This is a genomic window from Streptomyces aurantiacus (genome assembly GCF_001418335.1).
GTDB classification, from domain to species: domain Bacteria; phylum Actinomycetota; class Actinomycetes; order Streptomycetales; family Streptomycetaceae; genus Streptomyces; species Streptomyces aurantiacus.
Map to the genome: position 1 here is coordinate 1 of NZ_LIPP01000469.1, position 4,288 is coordinate 4,288.

The window sequence follows — 4,288 nt, forward strand, 5'->3', positions numbered from 1 at the left end:
CGACCTCGAGAAGGTTCGCTACCGCGACATCGACGACGTGACGGACGCGGACATCAACGTGTACGCGGTCACGGGCCGCAAGCCCTGAGCCTGCGCAAGCCCTGAGCCCGATGGCTCGGCTGCCCCCCCCCGGCCTCCGCCCCGGCCTCCACCCCCTCGCGCCGCTCAGTTCAGTCCCACCAGAAGGTCCAGGAGTGGGCGCCGAGCACCTCACGCTCGGCGTACGCACGCAGGGAGGCGTGGCTGCTCTGCGTGATGTTGTCCGGGCAGAACGCGTAGTGCTCGGCGGCTATCGCCTCGGCCTCGGCGAGCGTCCGGGGCGGGGCCGCGACCGAGACGACCAGCTGGTCGAAGGTGAGCGCCACGACCCGGATGCCGAAGCGGTCCTCCCAGGAACGCAGGACCGCGCACAACACCGCCACGTCCTCCGTGCGGTTGACCGGCCCGCACCAGCCGACGGCGGCCGGGACGTCGGCGCTGCGGCGGGCCGGGACGAGCGCGAGCCGCGGCTCCCGCAGCCAGCTCGCGCCCCCGACGAGGGCGTCCGTCACCTCGGCCGCCCGGGTGTCCGGGTCGGCGTCCGGTGCGCCCGCCGGGGCGAGGCCGGGCCAGTCGGCGTCCTCCGCCTGGGCCGCGTACTCCTCCCAGAGCTCCGCGAGTACCTCGTCGGCGTCGTGGTCGCCCGGGTAGGACGCCAGGCCCGGGTCCAGCTCCCACTTGTCCGGGTGCGGTTCGCTGTCCGGGCGCCCGCCGACCAGGACCGGGTGCAGACCGGCCGTGCGGCGCGCGGACACCAGCCGCAGCCAGTCACCCGGTGCGGCCGGGGCGTCGGCGCGCCACAGCAGCGGTTCGCCCCAGGAGCCCTCGGCCGTCGTGTCGAGCAGGGCGCCGGGCGGGAGGTCGAGACCGAGTGAGTGGCCGGGCGGATCGGCCGCGAGCGTCGGGAGCTGGTTCGGAAGAATCGCCATGCAGGTGACTCTAGAGTCCACCACTGACAACGGCCCCGGAGCCGGTGCGGCGGTGGTCCGTCAGCCGGTGCGGCGGTCCGTCAGTCGGTGCCGAACCACGTCTGGGCGAGCGAGTCCAGCGTCGGCTGCGGCGGCGCGGGCAGCATGCTCAGGTACCAGGGCAGGTTGCTGTAGACGTGCAGCAACGTGTACGCCATGAGCGTGCGCGGGTCGAACGGCGGGCGCCCGTACGCCTCGTAGAACCGCTTCAGCAGCCGGGGCTGCCCGCACGCGACGAACAGACCGACGCCCACGAAGTCGTAGGCCGGGTCCCCGATCATCGCGGGCTCGAAGTCGAACAGGCCCGTCAGCTGCCAGCCGTCCGGGTCCACGGTCAGATGCTGGCGCATGAACTCGGTGTGCAGCAGTACCCGTCGCGCCGGAGCGGCCAGCGGCACCGAGCCCAGGAACCACGGAATCTGTTCGAGCCACTCCGGGGACAGTCCGACCTCGCGCTGCTGTTCCACCGCGTTCGCGCGCTGCGTGTCGACGAACTGGCCCCAGTCGGCCGGACCGGCGAGACCCGCGAGCGGCACGGGGCTCAGCGTGTGCATCGCCGCGAGCGTCTCACCGGCCTCGGTGACGATACGGTCCTGCTCCGCCGCCGGAATCCGCGGCCACGCCTCCGCGAGGGACTCGCCGGGCAGCCGGGACATCAGGACGAACGACCAGCCGTTCTTGTACGCGCCCGCCGAGTACAACTCCGGTGTCGGAATCGGCAGCCTGCCGTACACATGGCTGAGCATCCGTTCCTCGCGCCTGGCGTCGAGTTTCTCGAAGGCGGGGAACAGCTTCAGTACGTGCGCGGCTCCGATGGAGTACACCGGCAGCGAGCCTTCGATGAAGCGGACCATCGGTTTGGGGACCAGGCCGAGGCGCTCGCACAGGTCCGCGACGGCCGGCCGCAGCAGGGCCTCGTCCCGGACGACGTCGTCCAGTTCCTCGCCGGTCTCAACGAGTGGCAGCATGACTGGCGAACACCCTCCGGGCGGCTGGAGTGGCGGAGAGGGACAGTGCAGTGCTCATTGCGCTCCCAGCGTGCGGTCCAACAGGACTCCGACAGGGCGCCAACAGGGCTGTGGAGTACCTGAGTCGGGGTGTGGCGCCCCGCAGCATCGCATGATCCGGGCACGCGCCGGGATACCTCAACCTTTGGCCACGACTCGTCCGGACGGGCGCACCGGAGGGGGGAGGGGACAGCGGCATATGCGGGACGGTGCCCGGTGGCCAGGAAGCCCGTGTCACAGGGTTCGCGGACCGTCGTTGCGACCGGGAGCGGCTGCCGCGAGAGCGTCTCCGGCGTGTACCGCCCTCCCTGCTCCTTCACCCGAACGGGCGAAGGAGCAGGAATGCGTTCGGGCCGCCAGAGGCGGTTCAGAGGCGGTCGGGCGTCCTGATGCCGAGCAGCGCCATGCCCTGGTGGAGCGTGCGGGCTGTCAGGTCGACGAGGAGGAGCCGGTTCTCGACGACCTCCTTCGGGTTCGCGTCGCTCAGCACCTGGCACTGGTCGTAGAACGTCGTCAGGTGCGACGCCAGCTGGTACAGATACGAGGCCAGCTTGTGCGGCTCGTACCCCGCGGCCACGTCCAGGAGCAGCTCGCCGAACTGGTCCAGGTGCAGCCCCAGCGCCCGCTCCGCCGGAGCCAGCGCGAGCTCCGGATGGGCCAGCGGACGCGCGTCCCCGGCCTTGCGGAGGATCGACTGGATACGGGCGTACGCGTACTGGAGGTACACGCTCGTGTCGCCGTGCAGCGACACCATCTGGTCCAGGTCGAACTTGTAGTCCCGTACGGCGGACGTGGAGAGGTCCGCGTACTTCACGGCGCCGATCCCGACGAACCGGCCGTTCTCGACGATCTCCTCCTCGGTCAGGCCCACCTTCTCGGCCTTCTCGCGGACCACTGCCGTGGCACGGTCGACCGCCTCGTCGAGGAGGTCCACCAGCCGGACCGTCGCGCCCTCACGTGTCTTGAACGGCTTGCCGTCCTTGCCGAGGACCGTGCCGAAGGCCAGCTGCTGCGCCTTGGTGTCCTCGTTCAGCCAGCCCGCCCTGCGGGCCGCCTCGAAGACCATCTTGAAGTGCAGGGACTGCCGGGCGTCGACCACGTACAGGAGCGTGTCCGCCTTCAGGTCGAAGACGCGGTTCCTGATGGCGGAGAGGTCGGTGGCCGCGTAGCCGTAGCCGCCGTCCGACTTCTTCACGATCAGCGGGACCTGCTTGCCGTCCGGGCCCAGGACGTCGTCGAAGAACACGCACAGCGCACCCTCCGAGCGGACCGCGACGCCCTTCTCCTCCAGGAGCCGGCACGTCTCGTCCAGCATGTCGTTGTAACCCGACTCGCCGACGATGTCCGCGTCCTGGATCTCCATGTCCAGCTTCTCGAACACCGAGAAGAAGTAGATCTTCGACTCGTCCACGAACCTCTGCCAGGTGGCGAGGGTCCCTGGCTCGCCCGCCTGGAGGTCGACCACCCTGCGCCGCGCCCGTGTCTTGAACTCCTCGTCGGAGTCGAAGTGCGTGCGGGCGGCTTTGTAGAGGCGGTCGAGGTTCGACATGGCCTCCTCGCCCGTCACCTCGCTCGGCACCTCGTCCGTCGCCGTGCCGTCGTCGGCGGACCGGTGGTCCAGCTCGTGCGGGTGCTCGTCCAGGTACTGGATGAGCATGCCGAACTGGGTGCCCCAGTCGCCGATGTGGTGCCGCGCGACGACGGTCTCACCGACGAACCTCAGGATCTTCGTGACCGCGTCGCCGATCACCGCGGAGCGGAGGTGACCTACGTGCATCTCCTTCGCCACGTTCGGCTGGGCGTAGTCGACGACCGTGGTGCCCGGGTGGTCGGTGAACGGCACGCCGAGACGGTCCGCCGGGTCCGTGGCGCGGGCCGCGAGGGTCTCGACGATCGCCCGGTCCGTGATCGTGATGTTCAGGAAGCCGGGGCCCGAGACCTCGATGTCCTCGATCAGATCACCCTTGACGACCCGGTCGACGACCTGCGTCGCGAGCTCCCTGGGGTTGGCCTTCGCCTTCTTCGCCAGGGCGAGGATTCCGTTGGCCTGGAAGTCCGCCCGGTCGCTGCGTCGCAGCAGCGGGTCCGCGTCCGCGGTCTCCGGCAGGGCTGCCGTGAGCGCGGCCGACAGGCGCTGGTGGACGTGTGCGGTGAGGGACGTGACCGGGGGCATGGGGTGGGTGCCGTTCTCCTCGTGGGTACGGGTGGGTGCGACCAGTATCCCACGGGGGGTAAAGCGATTTTTCGCCCCCGCCGCCCCTACCCATTCCCGTC

The 4,288-nt window shown here is 70.4% G+C and carries 3 protein-coding genes; all 3 read right to left on the minus strand.

Annotated elements, in window-relative coordinates:
- Positions 1 to 170: 170 nt before the first annotated feature.
- Positions 171 to 968, minus strand: coding sequence for a DUF4253 domain-containing protein (locus tag AOK01_RS38910; protein WP_055520208.1), 798 nt, complete (start codon positions 966 to 968; stop codon positions 171 to 173).
- Between the two features lie 80 nt (positions 969 to 1,048).
- Positions 1,049 to 1,975: a phosphotransferase family protein gene (locus AOK01_RS38915; protein WP_055520210.1), complete on the minus strand. Its 927-nt coding sequence runs from the start codon at positions 1,973 to 1,975 to the stop codon at positions 1,049 to 1,051.
- Between the two features lie 406 nt (positions 1,976 to 2,381).
- Entirely contained in the window at positions 2,382 to 4,187 is a 1,806-nt protein-coding gene (gene argS, locus AOK01_RS38920) for an arginine--tRNA ligase (protein ID WP_055520212.1), read from the minus strand.
- Positions 4,188 to 4,288 lie beyond the last annotated feature (101 nt).